The sequence below is a fragment of the Martinezella sp. CNPSo 3890 genome, assembly GCF_057784455.1.
Map to the genome: position 1 here is coordinate 979,884 of NZ_JBXSOR010000001.1, position 17,116 is coordinate 996,999.

Below are 17,116 nucleotides of genomic sequence, written 5' to 3' on the forward strand. Positions count from 1 at the left end.
CTTCGAAACAGACAGGTTTGAAAAATGTCTCGTATCGGTAAGAAGCCCGTTCAGGTACCTGCAGGGATCACGGCCACGGTTGATGGCCAGAAAGTGACTGCCAAGGGCCCCAAGGGCGAGCTGTTTTTCGTCGCTAACGACGAAATCGGTCTCAAGCTGGAAAACAATGCAATCGTCGTGACGCCGCTCAACGACTCCAAGGATGCTCGCGCAAAGTGGGGCATGTCCCGCACGATGATCGAGAACATCTTCAAGGGTGTTAAGGACGGCTACGAGCGCAAGCTCGAAATCAACGGCGTCGGCTACCGTGCCTCCATGCAGGGCAAGAACCTGCAGCTGGCGCTCGGCTTCAGCCACGACGTGATTTATCAGCCGCCGCAGGGCATCACCATTGCTGTGCCGAAGCCGACGGAAATCGTCGTCACCGGCATCAACAAGCAGCAGGTTGGCCAGGTTGCCGCTGAAATCCGCGAATATCGCGGTCCTGAGCCCTACAAGGGCAAGGGCGTTAAGTATGCCGAAGAGCGGATCGTCCGCAAAGAAGGCAAGAAGAAGTAAGGAACACGCGAAATGGCTAGCAGGAAAGAAGCACTTGCGCGTCGCGCCAACCGCGTGCGCCGTCAAATCAAGGCGGTGGCCAATGGCCGTCCGCGCCTGTCGGTTCATCGCTCGTCGAAGAACATCTACGCTCAGATCATCGATGATGTGGCTGGCAAGACCCTCGCGGCTGCCTCTACCCTCGACAAGGATCTGCGCGGTTCTCTGAAGACCGGTGCCGATACCGCAGCCGCAGCCCTCGTTGGCAAGCTCGTTGCAGAGCGCGCCTCCAAGGCCGGCGTGAAGGAAGTCGTGTTCGATCGCGGCGCTTTCATCTACCACGGCCGCATCAAGGCCCTGGCTGAAGCAGCCCGCGAAGGCGGCCTGACCTTCTAATCAGATTTCCGGCCGGTGATCTCAAGGATGCCGGCCGGATATTCACCGGACCGCAAATCTCCGTTGGGAGGTTCATGCGGTCTTCGTTTTGTTTGCCCGTTGCACCCGGAAAAGAAAAAGGAAGAGGACAATGGCACAGGAAAAGAGGGCTCCGCGGGAAGACCGTCAGAGCCGTGAAGAGCGCGATAGCGAATTCGTCGACAAGCTGGTCGCGATCAACCGCGTCGCCAAGGTTGTTAAGGGTGGCCGTCGCTTCGGCTTCGCCGCTCTCGTCGTCGTTGGCGACCAGAAGGGCCGCGTAGGCTTCGGCCATGGCAAGGCACGCGAAGTGCCGGAAGCCATCCGCAAGGCAACCGAAAGCGCCAAGCGCGACATGATCTTCGTACCGCTGCGCGACGGCCGTACGCTGCATCACGACGTTCATGGCCGTCATGGCGCCGGCAAGGTTCTGCTGCGCTCGGCCAAGGTCGGTACCGGTATCATCGCCGGCGGCCCGATGCGCGCCGTTTTCGAAACGCTCGGCGTTCATGACGTCGTTGCCAAGTCGACCGGTTCGTCGAACCCGTACAACATGGTTCGCGCCACGTTCGACGCCCTGAAGCACCAGGTTCACCCGAAGGACATCGCAGCTCAGCGCGGCATCAAGTATGCCACCCTGCAGGCTCGCCGCGCCGCTTCGGGCAACGCCTCCGAAGAATAAGGGAGTTTGACCTATGGCCAAGACGACCAAGAAGGCTGAAGCTAAGGCGACCGTTACGGTCGAGCAGATTGGCAGCCCGATCCGCCGTCCGGATGTTCAGCAGAAGACGCTGATCGGTCTCGGACTGAACAAAATGCACCGTCGCCGCACGCTGGAAGATACTCCGGCTGTTCGTGGCATGATCCGTGCTGTCCAGCATCTCGTTCGCGTTGTCGACGAGAAGTGAGCCGGAGGTAATTCGCTATGAAACTGAATGAAATCAAGGATAACGAAGGCTCGACCCACAGCCGCAAGCGCCTCGGCCGCGGCATTGGCTCCGGCTCCGGCAAGACCGGTGGCCGTGGTGTGAAGGGTCAGAAGTCCCGTTCGGGCGTTGCGATCAACGGCTTCGAAGGCGGTCAGATGCCCATCTACCGTCGTCTGCCGAAGCGCGGCTTCAACAACATCTTCGCATCCGACTACGTTGTCGTATCGCTGGCACGCATCCAGGCTGCCGTCGATGCCGGCAAGCTCGATGCCAAGAGCACTGTTGATGCAGCAGCTCTCAAGGCTGCCGGCGTTATTCGCCGCGTCAAGGATGGCGTTCGGGTTCTCTCGGACGGCGAACTGAAGGCGAAGCTTGCTCTTGAAGTTGCAGGCGCTTCCAAGTCCGCAGTCGAGAAGATCGAAAAGGCTGGCGGTTCCGTCAAGCTGCTCGCTGCTGCCGCAGAATAATATTATCAATAATCGCCCGAAGTGACTTCACTTCGGGCGATTTTGCTCCCATATGTGAGCCTCACGAATCTGATCGATGCGGCAAGTGTCTTTCCGATCGATAACGGGAACCAAGGGTGAGGCGCCCGATTGCAGCGCAATCCGTCCGAAGCCCGGCTTTTGAACAATTTACAGACTGATTCCGGACTCGGCCGACTATGCCGGAATTGGTGATGCGGAGATTTGCATGGCTTCTGCAGCGGAACAATTGGCGTCCAACCTCAATTTTTCGACCTTTGCCAAAGCCGAGGATCTCAAGAAGCGCCTGTGGTTTACCCTCGGCGCTCTCCTCGTCTACCGGCTCGGCACCCACATTCCGCTTCCTGGCCTCAATCCTGCCGCCTATGCCCAGGCTTTCCAGAATCAGTCGGGGGGCATTCTCGGTCTCTTCAACATGTTCTCGGGCGGCGCCGTGCAGCGCATGGCGATCTTCGCGCTCGGCATCATGCCTTATATTTCTGCCTCGATCATCGTTCAGCTGATGACGTCGGTCGTTCCCTCGCTCGAGAACCTGAAGAAGGAAGGCGAGCAGGGCCGCAAGATCATCAACCAGTACACCCGCTACGGCACGGTGCTGCTCGGCGCATTGCAGGCCTATGGTATTGCGATCGGCCTGGAGCATGGCAACGGCGTCGTCGTCGATCCCGGCTGGTTCTTCCGTATTTCCACCGTCATAACGCTGCTTGGCGGCACCATGTTCCTGATGTGGCTTGGCGAACAGGTGACGTCGCGCGGTATCGGCAACGGCATTTCGCTGATCATCTTCGCGGGTATCGCCGCCGGTCTTCCGACCGCGCTCGCCGGTACCCTTGAGCTTGGCCGCACCGGCGCGCTTTCCACGCCTCTTATTCTCGCCGTGCTGGTCGTCGCTATTCTGGTCATCGCGCTCATCGTCTTCGTCGAGCGCGCGCAGCGTCGCCTGCTGATCCAATATCCGAAGCGCCAGGTTGGCACGCGGATGTTCCAGGGCGATACGTCGCACCTGCCGCTGAAGCTGAACACTTCGGGCGTCATCCCGGCGATCTTCGCCTCGTCGCTGCTTCTGCTGCCGGCAACCGTCGCCGGTCTCGGCAACAACACCGCGCTTCCGGCCTGGGTAACGTCCATCGTTGCAGCGCTCGGCCACGGACAGCCCGTCTATATGGTGCTCTACGCCGCTCTGATCGCCTTCTTCGCCTTCTTCTACACGGCTCTCGTCTTCAATCCGAAGGACACGGCCGACAATCTGAAGAAGCATGGCGGCTTCATTCCGGGTATCCGCCCGGGCGAGCGCACCGCTGAATATATCGATTACGTGCTGACCCGCATCACGGTCATCGGCGCGATCTATCTTGTCTTCGTCTGCATCCTGCCCGAAATTCTCGTATCCCAGACAGGTATTCCCTTGTCTCTGGGTGGTACTTCGCTTCTGATCGTGGTTAGCGTAACGCTGGATACGGTGGCGCAGATTCAGGGTCACCTGATCGCACAGCAATATGAAGGCCTGATCAAGAAATCGAAGTTGCGTGGAGGAAAGAGGGGGCGATGAGACTCATACTTTTAGGGCCGCCGGGAGCAGGTAAGGGGACCCAGGCCCAGCGCATCGTGGAAAAGCATGGCATTCCGCAGCTTTCCACTGGCGATATGCTGCGTGCGGCCGTTCAGGCCGGCACGGAAGTTGGCAAGCGCGCCAAGGCTGTCATGGACGCCGGCAAGCTTGTTTCGGATGAGATCGTCAACGCGATCGTTTCCGAACGCATCGATCAGCCGGATTGTGCCAAGGGTTTCATTCTCGATGGTTTCCCGCGTACTCTTGTACAGGCTGATGCCACGGAGAAGATGCTCAGCGCGAAGGGCCTCGAGCTCTCCGTCGTGATTGAGCTCAAAGTGGACGACGCCGAACTGATTCGCCGCGTCTCCGGCCGCTATTCCTGCTCGAACTGCGGCAGTGTCTATCACGACACTGACAAGGTTCCGGCAAATGCCGGTGTCTGCGACAAATGCGGCTCGACGCATTTCAAGCGCCGCCCGGATGACAATGCCGAAACCATGGCGACCCGTCTTCAGGTCTACTACAAGGAGACCTCGCCGCTGATCGGTTACTACTATGCCAAGGGCAAGTTGCAGAGCATCGACGGCATGGCCGATATCGAGCATGTGACCGAAAGCATAGAGGCTATCCTGGCTAAGCTTTAGATAGCCTAAAATAAACTTGCCGGAGCGGTTGCTTTTTTGCGCTGATTCCGCTAAACACCGCGCCAACTCGCGACATGCCATGCGATCGGCGCGGATTTCCAACGGGAAGTCCGGGTACGGTCGTTTTGACATGTGGCGGACACACATTGAACAAGCAGCTCCCGGGCTGCATAACAAGACCCTTTGCCAAGGCAAAAGGAATGCAAGGAGAACAGGCGTGGCTCGTATCGCTGGCGTCAACATCCCGACTGCAAAGCGCGTAGTTATTGCGCTTCGTTACATTCACGGGATCGGACCGAAGTTTGCACAGGAAATCTGCGAGAAGGTCGGTATTCCGGCCGAGCGTCGCGTCAACCAGTTGACCGATGCTGAGGTTCTGCAGATCCGCGAAACCATCGACCGTGACTATCAGGTCGAAGGTGATCTGCGTCGCGAAACCGCGATGAACATCAAGCGTCTCATGGACCTGGGTTCTTACCGTGGCCTGCGTCATCGCCGCGGCCTGCCGGTTCGTGGCCAGCGCACGCACACCAATGCCCGCACCCGCAAGGGTCCGGCAAAGGCGATCGCTGGTAAGAAGAAGTAATTTCCGGGCAACCGGATTTGGGAGGCTGGCGGTCCGCCGGCCTCTTTTGAGTTTGAAGCGGTGCTCCATGGGGGCCGCTTCGGTGTAGCCGCTGGGATTACGGCGGTGCAGAGATCCAAGAAAGGACTAACATGGCCAAGGAAGCCGTCCGCGTTCGTCGTCGCGAGCGCAAGAATATCACGTCGGGCGTCGCACACGTCAACTCGACCTTCAACAACACGATGATCACCATCACCGACGCACAGGGCAACGCGATTGCCTGGTCGTCCGCTGGTGCCAAGGGCTTCAAGGGTTCGCGCAAGTCGACCCCGTTCGCCGCCCAGATCGCTGCCGAAGATTGCGCCAAGAAGGCTCAGGAACACGGCATGAAGTCGCTCGAAGTTGAAGTTTGCGGTCCGGGCTCCGGTCGTGAATCCGCTCTGCGCGCGCTCCAGGCTGCTGGTTTCATGATCACGTCCATCCGCGACGTGACCCCGATCCCGCACAATGGTTGCCGCCCGCGCAAGAAGCGTCGCGTCTGATCATCGCCACTCACGACACCGGCCGGGGTAGATGCGCCCGGCTTGGTGTTACTCAAGCTCGGTTGCCACGATTGGATGGTGGCAACGAACGGAAGGCAAAAACATGATTCAGAAAAACTGGCAGGAACTGATCAAGCCCAACAAGGTCGAGTTCACCTCGAGCGGCCGCACCAAGGCAACGCTCGTGGCCGAACCGCTGGAGCGTGGCTTTGGTCTCACCCTCGGCAACGCGCTGCGTCGCGTTCTGCTGTCCTCTCTGCGCGGTGCCGCTGTGACGGCCGTGCAGATCGACGGCGTATTGCATGAGTTCTCCTCTATCCCGGGCGTCCGGGAAGACGTGACGGACATTGTGCTGAACATCAAGGAAATCGCCATCAAGATGGACGGCGATGACAGCAAGCGCATGGTCGTCCGCAAGCAAGGCCCAGGCGTTGTAACGGCTGGTGACATCCAGACGGTCGGCGATATCGAAATCCTCAACCCCGAGCATGTTATCTGCACGCTCGACGAGGGCGCCGAAATCCGCATGGAATTCACCGTCAACAACGGTAAGGGCTATGTGCCCGCCGAGCGCAATCGTGCGGAAGACGCTCCGATCGGCCTCATCCCGGTCGACAGCCTCTATTCGCCGGTCAAGAAGGTGTCCTACAAGGTTGAAAATACCCGCGAAGGACAGGTTCTCGACTACGACAAGCTGAGCATGTCGATCGAAACCGACGGTTCGATCAGCGGTGAAGATGCCGTCGCTTTTGCGGCTCGCATCCTCCAGGATCAGCTTGGCGTGTTCGTCAACTTCGACGAGCCGCAGAAGGAAGCCGAAGAAGAAGCAGTCACCGAACTCGCTTTCAACCCGGCGCTCCTCAAGAAGGTGGACGAACTCGAACTGTCCGTTCGCTCGGCAAATTGCCTGAAGAACGACAACATCGTCTACATCGGCGACCTCATTCAGAAGACCGAAGCAGAAATGCTCCGCACGCCGAATTTTGGTCGCAAGTCGCTGAACGAAATCAAGGAAGTTCTCGCTTCCATGGGCCTGCACCTCGGCATGGAAGTGCCGGCATGGCCGCCCGAGAACATCGAAGATCTCGCCAAGCGCTACGAAGACCAATACTAACCAATCAAACTGCGGGCGAACGATGCCTGCAAGTGAAGGAGAATAGCCATGCGCCACGGTAAAGCCGGCCGCAAGCTGAATAGAACCGCTAGCCATCGTAAGGCGATGTTCGCCAACATGGCGGCTTCGCTCATCACCCATGAGCAGATCGTCACCACGCTCCCGAAGGCGAAGGAAATTCGCCCGATCGTCGAGAAGCTGGTAACGCTCGGCAAGCGCGGCGACCTGCACGCTCGTCGTCAGGCCATCTCGCAGATCCGCGACGTCGCCGTCGTTTCGAAGCTGTTCGACGCGATCGCAACCCGCTACGCCACCCGCAATGGCGGCTACCTGCGTATCATGAAGGCCGGCTTCCGCCAGGGCGACAATGCCGCTCTCGCAGTTGTCGAATTCGTCGATCGCGACGTCAATGCCAAGGGCGCAGCCGATAAGGCTCGCGTTGCCGCTGAAGAAGAAGCCGCAGCCGCTTAAGGCTAAGCTTCTGATACGAGATCGAGGGCCGGATGAGAGATCATCCGGCCTTTTGTCATTTCCGCGACTGGAGCGGCCTTTCAATCTCCCTGATTGCTTTGGAGTATCGCAATCAGCCTTGCTGAGTCGCATTCGGCTCAGGTGGCGTTAGAGCAGGGAGCGTCGTGGGACATGCAGCGAAAATTGACGCGTGAGCGACCGCTTCTGTTCCTCGCGCTCTTGGTGACCATCGCCGCCGGTCTTGCATTGCGGCGCTATGGTTATGCGCTCGATCTGCCTTTCGCGATCGTCAAATATGGCGGCTCGACCTTGTGGGGAGCGATGGTCTATTGGCTCCTGGCGACAATATTCGTGTCTTCGGGACGTGTCAGGATTGCCGTAGCGGCGCTGCTCGTCGCGGTCGCCGTAGAGCTTTTCAGGCTTTGGCACACGCCTGATCTTGACGCCTTTCGATTGACTGCCGCCGGAGCCCTGTTGCTGGGCAGGGTATTCTCGCTCTGGAATATCGTCGCCTATGCCGCCGGCATCGCGCTGGCGTTGACGCTCGATTACGCGCTGTCGAAGCCCAAAACCTTGTGAAGAGCCAAAACGTCAGGGGCGAGTCTGCGGTCTTGCGCTTCGGATACGTGATCGGTCTTTTCGCGGTTGTCAAATATGGCGGTTCAATCTTGTGGCGAGCGTTGGTCTATTATTAGCTTTTCGCTATCGCATCCGTCAACGTCACAAGGTTGCCTCTGTTGCGCTGATCGTGGCTGTAGCTGTGGAGCTTTTCAGGCTACCCTCGGATAAGGAAGGCGACGTCCGGCCACTTAGAACTTGTTGGGCACGGTGGATGTTTTGACACCGGTTCGTTTAACAACATAGCCGGGTTCGTCGGTGGACGAAAAGGCCCTTGTAATGACGTGTGATTTGAGCGCTTCGGCGCTCTGGACGTAGTAGATACCGTTCGGGGTCGCTAGTCCCATCATGGCGAAGACGTCATTACTGCTGACGCCCATTTCATCGAGGTAGATTGCGAGCTTCCGATTCAGCTCTGGATCGATTTTCGTCGATATCACATCAAGCCTTCTTCTTCCCGTCTCTTGGTGACTTGGCCCGTTTGTAAGCTGATGAACGCCAACATAAGCGTTGGCAGCCGCAGCCCGTATCTCGCCTCCTGCCAAGGCGAATGGGCATGCTGAGAAACAGTACGCCCCTCCGGCGTGAACTTCACCTTCAGACCATCCATCTTTGATGATCTTTTCCGTGCAGCGCGGGTCGAGCATTGGACAGTCGTTCAACTGGGTTCTGCCTACCGCAGTATCGAGTCCGGCAGCTCGGATCATACGTCCGATAGAGATTGCAGCATCCACATCTCCCCCGTGAGACTGAAACACTACAGGAAGTTTTCGGCCTCCGAGGTTCTTCAGAAGTCTCTTAAATCGGCTTGGCGCGTCAGCCGTGATCTTGCCTTCAGCAGATATCCATTGGACACAGCTTTCCTGGCAATTACCGTTCTCGACCAATGCAAAATTCATCGGTCGCTCTTCCGGCGGCTCTTTGCTTTCGGTCGCAGATGCGAAGGTAACCCAGGACAGAAGAAAGGCTACGGTGACCGGCCAAAGGGTTGCATAAAAGCTTAAGCGTATCGCCATGAAAGCTCCGGAAACAGCGGAATAATTGCTACCGCCTCGTCCTCCTTCATACAACCATTTTTAGAAGCAGGGGCAGCTGAGATATGGCATATGTCTGCGCTCGACGAATTTCGAGTGACTTCTACCGGGGGGTCTATTACTGGCAGGAGTGTTTTCGTTCTGAATATACTGGCCTATGCCGCCGGCATCGCGCTGGCGCAGGCACTTGATCGCGTCCTGTCCGGGACGAACCGCGCGGGTAGATTTTCTTGCTCAGCTTCTATCCGGCGTCGTCGAAGGCATGATCCATAATGGGGCGCGGAAAGGAACGCTGGATTCGCTTGAACTGAAGCCGGAGCTGATCTGCTCCTATCTGGGCGATGTCGATCATTACTGAGTGATTTACTAGACCATCGGTCGCTTGCAATCCCGGCCGGTTACAGCTGCGCCTTCCGATATTCGCATAGCTGCCTTTCCCATCCGGGATAGCGCTTTCGATAATAATAATTTGAATCCTAATTAGTTTAGTGCTAATAGGTTCTCATGAACTCGTCCAATGCCCTGCAACGCGTATTCACTGCAAACCTGCTGACGACCGGCCGCCAATGGCGGCGGGCGGTCGATCTCGCGCTGAGCTCCCATGGCATATCTGAGGCGGTGGCCGCGCCGCTGCTTTGGATCGGTCGCCTGGGAGGAGGCGTGCGGCAGGTGGTGCTTGCCACTTATGTCGGCATCGAAGGCCCGTCTCTGGTTCGGCTGATCGATCAGCTCGAAAGCATGGATCTTGTCATCCGCAAGGATGATCCGACGGATCGGCGCGCGAAAGGCCTGTGGCTGACGCCGGAAGGCGAAAAGCTGGCCTCCCGTATGGAAGACGTACTTGATGAGCTGCGTGGCAAGATCCTCGCCAATGTCGACCCTGCGGATATCGAAGCTGCGGTTCGCGTCCTGAAGGCTTTCGAGGAGTTTGAGGCATCCAAGGCCGTCGAACCGGAGCCGGAGAAGGTCTCATGAGCATTCCATCCTGGCGCGAGTGGTTATTCTCCGTCAAAGCCTTCATCGCTGCGATCATGGCGCTGTTCATCGCCCTGTCGCTCGATCTGCCGCGGCCCTATTGGGCGATGGCCGCTGTTTATGTGGTCGCCAATCCTCTTGCCGGCGCAACCAGCTCCAAGGGGCTTTATCGCGCGCTCGGCACGCTTATCGGCGCCACCGCATCGGTGATCCTCATCCCGCTCTTCGTCAACGGGCCGGAACTGCTTTCGATCGTTGTCGCGCTATGGACCGGCACCTTGCTGTTCATCTCGATGCTCGACCGCACATCGCGCAGCTATGTCTTCATGCTGGCAGGCTATACGTTGCCGCTGATCGCGCTGCCGACCGTCGGCTCGCCCGAAACCATTTTCGATGTCGCGCTTGCCCGCTCTGAGGAAATTCTCATCGGCATCGTCTGTGCGAGCGTGGTTAGCGCCGTCGTCTTTCCGAGCAGCGTCGGCACCGTCCTCGGCCAGCGCATAGGTTCCTGGCTGGACGACGCCGGCACCTGGGCCGACGAGATCCTGCGCGGCGAGGGCGCTTCGCCGGCAACGCCCTTGAAGCGACAGAAGCTTGCCGCCGACGTTTCCGGCCTCGATCTCGTCATCAGCCAGTTGCGCTATGATGCCGGCAGCCGCGACATCGTCAGGCATTCGCGCGAGCTGCGCGGCCGCCTGCTGATGCTGCTGCCGCTCTTCTCCTCCCTTGCCGATCGCCTGCACGCCTTGAAGGCTGGTGGCAAGCCGCTACCGCAGGAATTGGTCGTTGTTTTGAACGAGGTGGCCGATTGGCTGGGGCAGGGTGGTCGCGGCAAGGCCGATGACACCGCTGAGACCTTGTCGCGGAAGATCGAGGAGTTGCAGGAGAACGACCTCGATATCGGCTGGGACGACCTCGTCCGGTCGAGCGCTCTCGCCCGCCTCAAGGAAATTGTCGATTTATGGCAGGATTGCCTGACATTGCGTGCCCAGATCGTCTCGGGGCAGCAGGTCGGCACCTGGCGCCCCGCCTTCCGCTACCGCAATGTCGTCGGCCGCAGCAGGCATTATGATTACGCCCTGCTTGCCTTCTCGGCCGGTAGCGTCATCGCCGGAATTGCCGTCGCCTGCTTCTTCTGGATCTATTCCGGCTGGGCGGATGGCGCCGGCTTCATCGCCATGGTGGCCGTTGCCTGCTCGTTTTTCGCCGCGCTCGATCGTCCCGCGCCCTTCATCACCACCATGTTCATCTGGACTGCGGTGAGCCTGGTCATTGCCTGCGTCTATATTTTCGGCGTGTTGCCGTCGATTTCCGGCTTCGAGATGCTGGTGCTGGTCTTTGCGCCGCCCTTCCTGGTGATGGGCATCCTGATTACCCGCCCGCAGACCAACATGCTCGGTATGCTGCTGGCGGTGAACGGCGCAAGTTTCATCGCGCTGCAGGATCGTTACACCGCCGATTTCGCCAGCTTCACCAACAGTGCGATCGCCGCTCTGGCCGGTGTTGGCTTCGCCTTGGTCTGGACTTTGCTTACCCGCCCATTCGGATCCGAGCTTGCCGCCTGGCGGCTGGTGCGGGCCGGCTGGAGAGATCTGGCCGAAACTGCCGCCGGCATCCGCCGTGCCGATCATGAACGCCTCTCAGGCCGCATCCTCGACCGCCTGGGCCAGCTCGTCCCTCGTCTTGCAGGCATCGAGGACCGCGAACTGAAAAAGGTCGACGGTTACGCCGATGTCCGTCTCGGCTTCAACGTGCTGATGCTTCAGAAAGAGCGTGGCCAGCTGAAGCCGGCTGCCGCTGCATCGGTCAGCGAAGTCCTGATCGGCGTATCGGATTTCTATCGTTCGCGGCTGAAGGCAAAACGGGCCGTGGATCCGGCCGAGGAACTGCGTGTGTCGATCGACCATAGCCTCGAAGCCGTCGCACAGGAAAAGCGAGATTCCGGTCGGGCGAGCCTTGATGCGCTCGTCGGCCTTCGCCGGGCGCTCTTCCCCCATGCCGAGCCGCCGGCGAGCTGGCGGCCACCGCTATCCGATACAACTCAACCTCTTCCCATTGCCGCCGAGTAATATCATGCCCGCAGAATTCGATCTTTATGGCGTTTATATCCCGCGCCTTCTCGTTCTCATGCTCCTGACGCTGTTTGTCGTCATTGTCGTTCGACGCCTGCTGGCATGGATCGGAGTCTACACTCTGGTCTGGCATCGCGGTCTTTTCGATCTCGCGCTTTACGTCCTGCTGCTCGGCGCCGTCTCCTCAGTCTCCCGTTGGTATTTCACATGAACGCGTTCAAACTCATCGGCCGTGTGGCCGTCACTCTCATCTTCGTTATTGCCGCCGTCTATGTCGGCCGCCAGCTCTGGGGCCATTACATGGATGAACCATGGACGCGCGATGCGCGTCTCAGGGCCGATGTCGTCGGCATCGCCCCCGATGTCTCCGGTCTCGTGAGCGAGGTCCTCGTCAAGGACAACCAGACCGTCAAGAAGGGCGATATCCTCTTCCGCGTCGATCGCGATCGTTTCGCCATCGCGCTTGAGCAGGCGGATGCAGCCCTTGCAAGCAGCAAGGCGGCTCTTGAGCAAGCTCAGCGCGAAAGCGCGCGGCAGGCTCGCCTTGGTGATGCCGCCTCCCTGCAGCAGAAGGAGCAGGCGCTGACCACCGTGCAGCAGGATGAGGCTGCCGTTCGTCAGGCGACTGCCAATCGCGAACTCGCCCAGCTCAATCTCGACCGCTCCGAGGTTCGCGCCACCGTCAACGGCACGATCTCGAACCTCAGCCTGCGTCCGGGCGACTATGTTTCCGCCGGGACCGCAAAGGTGGCGCTCATCGACAGCGATTCCCTGCGCGTCGAAGGCTATTTCGAAGAAACCAAGCTGCCGCGCATCCAGATCGGCGACGAAGTTCATATCCACTTGATGGGTCAGGCCGAGAAGCTGACCGGTCATGTCGAGAGCATCGCTTACGGCATCGAGGACCGCGAGCGCACCTCCGGCAGCCTGCTTGCCAATATCACGCCAACCTTCAGCTGGGTACGCCTGGCGCAGCGTGTGCCGGTGCGCATCGCGCTCGACAAGGTACCCGATGGCACGAAGCTCATCGCCGGCCTCACGGCGACCGTCGAAGTGCAGGAACAGGGCCAAGCCAAGATCGCCAGCGCTGCGGAATGACTTCGCTTGAAGGGAGAGCGGCCTCCCTCAGGCTGCTCTGGAGCTAGAGGCCGCAGCTGGCCTACGTGCTGCCCGCCGCCTCTCCATCATGATCGGCCGGTAGGATCTGTATAGGATCATGGCGATCAGCAGGCCGATATAGATGAACTGCTCCACCGAGAGGACCTTAGTCGATAGCGCAAAGTGCAGAGCACCGCAGGCGGCGATGATATAGACGAGGCGATGCAGCCAGATCCATTTCTTGCCGAGACGCTTGATCGAGAAATTGTTCGACGTCACGGCCAAGGCCAGCAGCATGACGAGCCCGGCCATGCCGAACATGATGAAGGGCCTCTTCAATACGTCATTGATGACGGCCTGTACGTCCAATGCTTGGTCTAGAACCATATAGACCGTCAGATGCATCAGGGCGTAGTAGAAACAGAGCAGGCCGAGTGCGCGGCGATAGCGCAGATAGTTCCAGCCGAAGAGATCGCGAAGCGGCGTGACAGCAAGTGTCAGCAGCAGAAAGCGGATCGCCCATAGTCCCAGGAAGAGCTCGAACGTCTTCACCGCGTCGGCGCCGAGCTGATCCGTCGCCCCGAGATAGAACTCCCAGGCGGCCGGTAAAAGTCCGACAAAGTAGAGCGCCCAGACGGAGGCGGGTTGCCAGCGTTTTGGGAGAGCGAAGGAGAGGGCCATCAGAAATTCACCCTGAGATCCATGCCGCTATAGAGGCTGGCAACCTGATCGGCATAGCCGTTGAAGGGCAGGGTGGGGTGACGATTGGAGCCGAAGAAGCCGCCTTCGCCGATGCGCCGTTCCGTCGCCTGGCTCCAGCGCGGATGATCGACAGCCGGATTGACGTTGGCGTAGAAGCCATATTCCTGGCTGTTGGTCGCCTGCCATGTATTCAGCGGCTGCTTGTCGGTGAGCGTGATGCGCACGATCGACTTGATGCCCTTGAAGCCATATTTCCACGGCACGACGAGCCGGATGGGCGCGCCGTTCTGGTTCGGCAGCGTCTCGCCATAGAGTCCGACGGCAAGCAGCGTCAGCGGATTGCGTGCCTCGTCCAGGCGCAGCCCCTCGACATAGGGCCAGTTGAGAGATTGCAGGAGGCCCGATTGCCCAGGCATTTCTTCCGGCCGCACGACAGTCTCGAAGGCCACATATTTGGCGCTGCCCTGTGGTTCCACCTTGTCGAGCAGGGCGGAAAGCTGGAAGCCGTCCCAGGGAATGACCATCGACCAGGCTTCGACGCAGCGCATGCGATAGACCCGCTCTTCCGGCGGGAACTCCTTGATCAGCGCATCGATATCGAAAGTGCCGGGCTTGTTGACCATGCCGTCGACCTTGACCGTCCAGGGACGCGGCTTGAACTTGCCCGAGAGGCTGGCCGGATCGGCCTTGTCGAGGCCGAATTCGTAGAAATTGTTGTAGGTGGTGACGTCCTTGATCGGCGTCAGCTTCTCATCGACCGTGTAATTGCTCTTGGTCGCCGTCAGGGCTTCAGCCAGCGCCGTCTTGCCGCCGATAGCCGCGACGCCGATACCGGCCGCGGCCGCCGTCAGGAACTCGCGCCGCTTCAGATAGATCGAGCGGGGTGTGATCTCGGAGGATGCGATTTTCGGCGGGCGATAGGCGGCCATGGAACAATTCCTTTATGCGATAGCAGCTTCGATATGAGCGATACGCAACGGACACAGGTTTTGTTACACTCTTAGGCTGGCATTTCTTTGGAAGTGAAAGCAACTTTTTGTGTGCGCTTGTCATAGGGCCGTTTCGTTCCCAACTTTGGTCGAGCGACTTGTTTGTCCGGATATGGCCCTTGCCCGGCAGCGTACCGGATTCGCTTGAGTTGATAGTGACAGTACTGCACGATTGGATTAGGACAATTCCAAAAAGCGGAGTTGCCGGCGCTCTTTGGCCTGAAACCCTTGGCCGATGCCCGACGCCGCACAATTTCCAGGATGACGAGGAAGACACCATGCCAGCTTATCGTTCCAGAACAACCACCCACGGCCGCAACATGGCCGGTGCGCGCGGCCTTTGGCGCGCGACGGGTATGAAGGACAGCGATTTCGGCAAGCCCATTATTGCGGTGGTCAACTCCTTCACCCAGTTCGTGCCCGGCCACGTTCACCTTAAGGATCTCGGCCAGCTGGTCGCGCGCGAAATCGAGGCTGCCGGCGGTGTTGCCAAGGAATTCAACACCATCGCCGTCGACGACGGTATCGCCATGGGCCATGACGGCATGCTCTATTCGCTGCCGTCGCGCGAGCTGATCGCCGACAGCGTCGAATATATGGTCAATGCGCATTGCGCCGACGCCATGGTCTGCATCTCCAACTGCGACAAGATCACCCCCGGCATGCTGATGGCCTCGCTGCGCCTGAATATCCCGACGGTCTTCGTGTCCGGCGGCCCGATGGAGGCCGGCAAGGTCGTCCTGCACGGCAAGAAGCATGCGCTCGATCTCGTCGACGCCATGGTTGCCGCGGCTGACGACAAGATCAGCGATGAAGATGTTCAGGTCATCGAGCGCTCCGCCTGTCCGACCTGCGGCTCGTGCTCGGGCATGTTCACGGCCAATTCCATGAACTGCCTGACCGAAGCGCTCGGCCTGTCGCTGCCGGGCAACGGCTCGACGCTCGCCACCCATGCCGACCGCAAGCGTCTCTTCGTCGAAGCCGGCCATCTGGTCGTCGATCTCGCCCGCCGTTATTACGAGCAGGACGATGCATCGATCCTGCCGCGTTCCGTTGCCTCCAAGCAGGCCTTCGAGAATGCCATGGCGCTCGATATTGCCATGGGTGGCTCGACCAACACGGTTCTGCACATCTTGGCAGCCGCGCATGAGGGCGAAGTCGATTTCACCATGGCCGATATCGATGCGCTCTCGCGCCGCGTACCATGCCTCTCCAAGGTCGCACCGGCAAAGAACGACGTCCACATGGAAGACGTGCACCGCGCCGGCGGTATCATGTCGATCCTCGGCGAGCTCGATAAGGGCGGTCTCATCAACCGCGATTGCCCGACCGTGCATTCCGAGACCATCGGCGATGCCATCGATCGCTGGGACATCACCCGCACCAACAGCGAAACGGTGCGCGAATTCTTCCGCGCGGCTCCGGGCGGCATTCCGACCCAGGTTGCCTTCAGCCAGAACGCCCGCTGGGAGGAGCTCGATACCGATCGCGAGAAAGGCGTCATCCGTTCCGTCGAGCATCCCTTCTCCAAGGATGGTGGTCTGGCTGTCTTGAAAGGCAACCTGGCGCTTGATGGCTGCATCGTGAAGACAGCCGGTGTCGATGAATCGATCCTGAAGTTCTCCGGCCCCGCCAAGGTCTTCGAAAGCCAGGATGCTGCCGTCAAGGGCATTCTCAGCAATGAGATCAAGGCCGGCGACGTCGTCGTCATCCGCTACGAAGGCCCGAAGGGCGGTCCCGGCATGCAGGAAATGCTCTATCCGACGAGCTATCTGAAGTCGAAAGGCCTTGGCAAGGCCTGCGCGCTGATCACCGACGGCCGCTTCTCCGGCGGCACCTCGGGCCTGTCTATCGGCCACGTTTCTCCGGAAGCGGCCAATGGCGGCACGATCGGTCTGGTGCGCGAAGGCGACATGATCGACATCGACATCCCGAACCGCATCATCAGCCTGCGCGTCGACGACAAGGAGCTTGCCGCTCGCCGCGAAGCCCAGAATGCTAGGGGTTGGCATCCGGCGGAAGTGCGCAAGCGCAACGTCACCACGGCGTTGAAGGCCTATGCTGCATTTGCGACCAGCGCGGATCGCGGCGCAGTTCGCGATCTGGGTGGGAAGTAACTAGACCCCTTCTCCCCGCACAGCGGGGAGAAGGTGGACTCGAACGGTCGAGCATAGCTCGGCCGCGAGAGGACGGATGAGGGGCTTTCGAGCTTTATCGCAGCGGCGGAGTTTGGCTGTCGCTGTGCTTGGCCCTCACCCTAGCCCTCTCCCCGCAGGCGGGGCAGGGGTATCGCATATGAGCGGAGATCGCCGCCGTCCCCCTTCTCCCCAGCGGGGAGAAGGTGCCGCCAGGCGGATGAGGGGGTGCCCGCCAAG

General features: G+C 59.7%; 21 protein-coding genes. 18 read left to right on the plus strand and 3 right to left on the minus strand.

Annotated elements, in window-relative coordinates:
* The first annotated feature begins 24 nt into the window (after window positions 1-24).
* From rplF to AC13RC_RS04865, 12 genes are all read left to right on the plus strand, one after another.
* Window positions 25-558 (plus strand): 50S ribosomal protein L6, encoded by a 534-nt coding sequence (rplF, locus tag AC13RC_RS04810; protein WP_069611902.1) that lies wholly within the window; start codon window positions 25-27, stop codon window positions 556-558.
* Window positions 559-570: 12 nt separating this feature from the next.
* Window positions 571-933 carry a 50S ribosomal protein L18 gene (gene rplR, locus AC13RC_RS04815; protein ID WP_113333543.1) on the plus strand — a complete coding sequence of 121 codons (363 nt, stop codon included), beginning with the start codon at window positions 571-573 and terminating at the stop codon, window positions 931-933.
* 130 nt (window positions 934-1,063) lie between these two features.
* Window positions 1,064-1,633, plus strand: coding sequence for a 30S ribosomal protein S5 (rpsE, locus tag AC13RC_RS04820; protein ID WP_004118414.1), 570 nt, complete (start codon window positions 1,064-1,066; stop codon window positions 1,631-1,633).
* A 13-nt stretch (window positions 1,634-1,646) separates the two neighbouring features.
* Window positions 1,647-1,859 carry a 50S ribosomal protein L30 gene (rpmD, locus tag AC13RC_RS04825; protein WP_007690786.1) on the plus strand — a complete coding sequence of 71 codons (213 nt, stop codon included), beginning with the start codon at window positions 1,647-1,649 and terminating at the stop codon, window positions 1,857-1,859.
* 17 nt (window positions 1,860-1,876) lie between these two features.
* Window positions 1,877-2,347, plus strand: a complete 471-nt coding sequence (rplO, locus tag AC13RC_RS04830) for a 50S ribosomal protein L15 (protein ID WP_069611904.1) — start codon at window positions 1,877-1,879, stop codon at window positions 2,345-2,347.
* A gap of 226 nt (window positions 2,348-2,573) precedes the next feature.
* The gene (gene secY, locus AC13RC_RS04835; RefSeq protein ID WP_069611905.1) at window positions 2,574-3,914 is read left to right on the plus strand and encodes a preprotein translocase subunit SecY; all 1,341 of its coding nucleotides are present in this window, start codon (window positions 2,574-2,576) and stop codon (window positions 3,912-3,914) included.
* Window positions 3,911-4,561 carry an adenylate kinase gene (locus AC13RC_RS04840; RefSeq protein WP_113333541.1) on the plus strand — a complete coding sequence of 217 codons (651 nt, stop codon included), beginning with the start codon at window positions 3,911-3,913 and terminating at the stop codon, window positions 4,559-4,561. The genes secY and AC13RC_RS04840 overlap by 4 nt, the downstream gene beginning before the upstream one ends.
* Before the next feature lie 217 nt (window positions 4,562-4,778).
* Window positions 4,779-5,147, plus strand: coding sequence for a 30S ribosomal protein S13 (gene rpsM, locus AC13RC_RS04845; protein WP_004118424.1), 369 nt, complete (start codon window positions 4,779-4,781; stop codon window positions 5,145-5,147).
* 131 nt (window positions 5,148-5,278) lie between these two features.
* Window positions 5,279-5,668 carry a 30S ribosomal protein S11 gene (gene rpsK / locus AC13RC_RS04850; RefSeq protein ID WP_004118426.1) on the plus strand — a complete coding sequence of 130 codons (390 nt, stop codon included), beginning with the start codon at window positions 5,279-5,281 and terminating at the stop codon, window positions 5,666-5,668.
* Between the two features lie 103 nt (window positions 5,669-5,771).
* Entirely contained in the window at window positions 5,772-6,782 is a 1,011-nt protein-coding gene (locus AC13RC_RS04855) for a DNA-directed RNA polymerase subunit alpha (RefSeq protein WP_047634789.1), read from the plus strand.
* A gap of 48 nt (window positions 6,783-6,830) precedes the next feature.
* Window positions 6,831-7,253, plus strand: coding sequence for a 50S ribosomal protein L17 (gene rplQ, locus AC13RC_RS04860; protein ID WP_069611907.1), 423 nt, complete (start codon window positions 6,831-6,833; stop codon window positions 7,251-7,253).
* Between the two features lie 171 nt (window positions 7,254-7,424).
* On the plus strand, window positions 7,425-7,832 hold the full coding sequence (locus tag AC13RC_RS04865; RefSeq protein WP_488556605.1) for a ribosomal maturation YjgA family protein: 408 nt from the start codon (window positions 7,425-7,427) through the stop codon (window positions 7,830-7,832).
* A 230-nt stretch (window positions 7,833-8,062) separates the two neighbouring features.
* Here the strand turns inward: AC13RC_RS04865 and AC13RC_RS04870 are convergent, their stop codons facing one another.
* Window positions 8,063-8,887: a COG3904 family protein gene (locus AC13RC_RS04870; RefSeq protein ID WP_488556606.1), complete on the minus strand. Its 825-nt coding sequence runs from the start codon at window positions 8,885-8,887 to the stop codon at window positions 8,063-8,065.
* Between the two features lie 205 nt (window positions 8,888-9,092).
* Between AC13RC_RS04870 and AC13RC_RS04875 the strand changes: the two genes are divergently transcribed.
* The 5 genes from AC13RC_RS04875 to AC13RC_RS04895 all read left to right on the plus strand — a co-directional run bounded on the left by AC13RC_RS04875 (window position 9,093) and on the right by AC13RC_RS04895 (window position 13,050).
* On the plus strand, window positions 9,093-9,263 hold the full coding sequence (locus AC13RC_RS04875) for a hypothetical protein (protein WP_488556607.1): 171 nt from the start codon (window positions 9,093-9,095) through the stop codon (window positions 9,261-9,263).
* A 146-nt stretch (window positions 9,264-9,409) separates the two neighbouring features.
* Complete coding sequence (locus AC13RC_RS04880) at window positions 9,410-9,880, plus strand: MarR family winged helix-turn-helix transcriptional regulator (RefSeq protein WP_113352670.1); 471 nt, start codon at window positions 9,410-9,412, stop codon at window positions 9,878-9,880.
* Complete coding sequence (locus tag AC13RC_RS04885) at window positions 9,877-11,949, plus strand: FUSC family protein (protein ID WP_488556608.1); 2,073 nt, start codon at window positions 9,877-9,879, stop codon at window positions 11,947-11,949. Before AC13RC_RS04880 ends, AC13RC_RS04885 begins: the two co-directional genes overlap by 4 nt.
* A gap of 4 nt (window positions 11,950-11,953) precedes the next feature.
* On the plus strand, window positions 11,954-12,163 hold the full coding sequence (locus tag AC13RC_RS04890; RefSeq protein ID WP_092715835.1) for a DUF1656 domain-containing protein: 210 nt from the start codon (window positions 11,954-11,956) through the stop codon (window positions 12,161-12,163).
* Complete coding sequence (locus AC13RC_RS04895; protein WP_113333537.1) at window positions 12,160-13,050, plus strand: efflux RND transporter periplasmic adaptor subunit; 891 nt, start codon at window positions 12,160-12,162, stop codon at window positions 13,048-13,050. The genes AC13RC_RS04890 and AC13RC_RS04895 overlap by 4 nt, the downstream gene beginning before the upstream one ends.
* Before the next feature lie 27 nt (window positions 13,051-13,077).
* Here AC13RC_RS04895 and msrQ read toward each other — a convergent pair whose 3' ends face one another.
* Window positions 13,078-13,734: a protein-methionine-sulfoxide reductase heme-binding subunit MsrQ gene (msrQ, locus tag AC13RC_RS04900; protein WP_488556756.1), complete on the minus strand. Its 657-nt coding sequence runs from the start codon at window positions 13,732-13,734 to the stop codon at window positions 13,078-13,080.
* A complete protein-coding gene (msrP, locus tag AC13RC_RS04905) occupies window positions 13,731-14,681 on the minus strand; it encodes a protein-methionine-sulfoxide reductase catalytic subunit MsrP (protein WP_488556609.1) in 951 nt (316 codons plus the stop codon). Before msrP ends, msrQ begins: the two co-directional genes overlap by 4 nt.
* Window positions 14,682-15,019: 338 nt before the next feature.
* Here msrP and ilvD point away from each other — a divergent pair, with 338 nt between their 5' ends.
* Window positions 15,020-16,858: a dihydroxy-acid dehydratase gene (gene ilvD, locus AC13RC_RS04910; protein WP_113352667.1), complete on the plus strand. Its 1,839-nt coding sequence runs from the start codon at window positions 15,020-15,022 to the stop codon at window positions 16,856-16,858.
* The last annotated feature ends 258 nt before the right edge of the window (window positions 16,859-17,116 follow it).

Bases quoted from the DNA above. Each gene is read 5' to 3' on its own strand.
- AC13RC_RS04885 (WP_488556608.1), top strand. From the start codon at position 9,877: ATGAGCATTCCATCCTGGCGCGAGTGGTTATTCTCCGTCAAAGCCTTC.
- AC13RC_RS04865 (WP_488556605.1), top strand. From the start codon at position 7,425: ATGCAGCGAAAATTGACGCGTGAGCGACCGCTTCTGTTCCTCGCGCTC.
- AC13RC_RS04840 (WP_113333541.1), top strand. From the start codon at position 3,911: ATGAGACTCATACTTTTAGGGCCGCCGGGAGCAGGTAAGGGGACCCAG.
- secY (WP_069611905.1), top strand. From the start codon at position 2,574: ATGGCTTCTGCAGCGGAACAATTGGCGTCCAACCTCAATTTTTCGACC.
- AC13RC_RS04880 (WP_113352670.1), top strand. From the start codon at position 9,410: ATGAACTCGTCCAATGCCCTGCAACGCGTATTCACTGCAAACCTGCTG.
- ilvD (WP_113352667.1), top strand. From the start codon at position 15,020: ATGCCAGCTTATCGTTCCAGAACAACCACCCACGGCCGCAACATGGCC.
- rpmD (WP_007690786.1), top strand. From the start codon at position 1,647: ATGGCCAAGACGACCAAGAAGGCTGAAGCTAAGGCGACCGTTACGGTC.
- rplF (WP_069611902.1), top strand. From the start codon at position 25: ATGTCTCGTATCGGTAAGAAGCCCGTTCAGGTACCTGCAGGGATCACG.
- rpsE (WP_004118414.1), top strand. From the start codon at position 1,064: ATGGCACAGGAAAAGAGGGCTCCGCGGGAAGACCGTCAGAGCCGTGAA.
- AC13RC_RS04870 (WP_488556606.1), bottom strand. From the start codon at position 8,887: ATGGCGATACGCTTAAGCTTTTATGCAACCCTTTGGCCGGTCACCGTA.
- rplR (WP_113333543.1), top strand. From the start codon at position 571: ATGGCTAGCAGGAAAGAAGCACTTGCGCGTCGCGCCAACCGCGTGCGC.
- rplO (WP_069611904.1), top strand. From the start codon at position 1,877: ATGAAACTGAATGAAATCAAGGATAACGAAGGCTCGACCCACAGCCGC.
- rplQ (WP_069611907.1), top strand. From the start codon at position 6,831: ATGCGCCACGGTAAAGCCGGCCGCAAGCTGAATAGAACCGCTAGCCAT.
- AC13RC_RS04895 (WP_113333537.1), top strand. From the start codon at position 12,160: ATGAACGCGTTCAAACTCATCGGCCGTGTGGCCGTCACTCTCATCTTC.
- AC13RC_RS04890 (WP_092715835.1), top strand. From the start codon at position 11,954: ATGCCCGCAGAATTCGATCTTTATGGCGTTTATATCCCGCGCCTTCTC.
- msrP (WP_488556609.1), bottom strand. From the start codon at position 14,681: ATGGCCGCCTATCGCCCGCCGAAAATCGCATCCTCCGAGATCACACCC.
- AC13RC_RS04855 (WP_047634789.1), top strand. From the start codon at position 5,772: ATGATTCAGAAAAACTGGCAGGAACTGATCAAGCCCAACAAGGTCGAG.
- rpsK (WP_004118426.1), top strand. From the start codon at position 5,279: ATGGCCAAGGAAGCCGTCCGCGTTCGTCGTCGCGAGCGCAAGAATATC.